At 61.2% G+C, this 1,431-nt stretch carries 1 protein-coding gene; it reads right to left on the reverse strand.

Translation table 11 applies throughout. The features are described from left to right. Positions 1 to 1,431 (reverse strand): LysM peptidoglycan-binding domain-containing protein (locus D7S89_RS28210; RefSeq protein ID WP_147426790.1); only part of this gene is annotated, 1,431 nt, incomplete at both ends.

Genomic DNA, 1,431 nt, shown 5'->3' on the forward strand with positions numbered 1-1,431 from the left:
GGCATCGGCGGCGGCGGCGGCATAGGCTCTGGCGGCAACGTCGGCATCGCATCGCCGATCGCCTCCCCAGGGTTGTAGACCTTGAACGTCGACGCGCTATTGTGGAAATTGGTGACCTTGTTCGGGATCGACAACACCTGGCCCGCGCTCAGATGGTTGTCGCTCGTCAAACCGTTGGCATCGGCGATCAGGTACCACAGCGAGGCATCGCCCCAGAGCGCACGTGCAATCGTGCTCAGCGTATCGCCGTCATGAACCGTATAACGGAGCGGAGATTTGCCCGGATATTCCGCGTTGATCGGTTGATAGTTCTGATCGAAGTCAGCCGAGGTCACCGGGAGTCCGTAGCGGAACTGCCCAAACGCCTTCAGCCTGTCCGCCTGGGCCAGCTCTTCCGCGTACGAAACCGTCGCAGGACCATTGTTGCTGACTTCGCCAATCCGGTTGCCGTCCAGATAGTAGTACCGCTCCGTCAACGTCAGGGCACCGCCTGCACCGTCGTCGCGCTGTAACACCTGACCATGCGCATCGTTGGTATAGGTGGTCGTGCGGTCTATCGAGGGATCGCTGACCAGCCTGCCCTGATTGTCGGTTCCGTGCGCAACGACCTGCCGCAAGTGGCCGTTCACGTCGTAGCGGAACTCCGACATCCCGGTGCCCCAGCGCCATGCGTTCGGATTGGTCGGGTCGCTCCCGCGCACCTGGATCGTGCTTTGCTCGGCCTGGTCCCACCAGACGTAGCCCGTCGCCGTGTCGATCACGCTGGGGCTGGCCGTATCGTGCTGCTGGGTGTGCGTCACCACACCCTGATCGGCCCCCGTGTAGTTGCCATGACCGTCGTCCAGCCGATAGTCGTAGGTGAGCGTGACGGTATGGGATTTCTGCCCCGCAGGTGCGAGCACCTGCGTGTCCTTCGTCAAGCGATTGTCGTCATCGAATACGCTCGTGTCATCCTTCGTGATCGTTTTACCGTCATCGGCATATTCAAAGTATTCCGTCACCCGGCCCAGCGCATCAGACACACGATGGGCCCGCAACACCTTGTCGGCGTCCTTGCCGTCCTTGCTGATGTAAACATCGGTCAGATACCCGTCCGCGTTATACGCGTAACTTTCGGTGTGACCGTCGGCATAGGCCGCACCGCTGCGTTCGCCGGCAGCGTCGTAGGTAATCGCCGCCCCGCTTGCGCCCAGGCCCATCCCCTTGGCCCCCATCGTCAACACGAAGCGGTTCTGGCTATCGTATTTGTACCAGTAGTCCTGCACCTGCGGGGCGCCGTTGATGTCGGTGTAGGCACTCAGCACCCTGCGCCGGTTGCCATTGGCGTCGTACTCGTAGTTGATCTTTACCCCTGGACTGTCGACCTCGGCGACGCGATTCAACTCGTCGTAGGTGATGTCGGCCATCTGGTAATAGACCCGATTGGTGCTG

This window comes from Trinickia fusca (genome assembly GCF_003628145.1).
GTDB classification, from domain to species: Bacteria; Pseudomonadota; Gammaproteobacteria; order Burkholderiales; family Burkholderiaceae; genus Trinickia; species Trinickia fusca.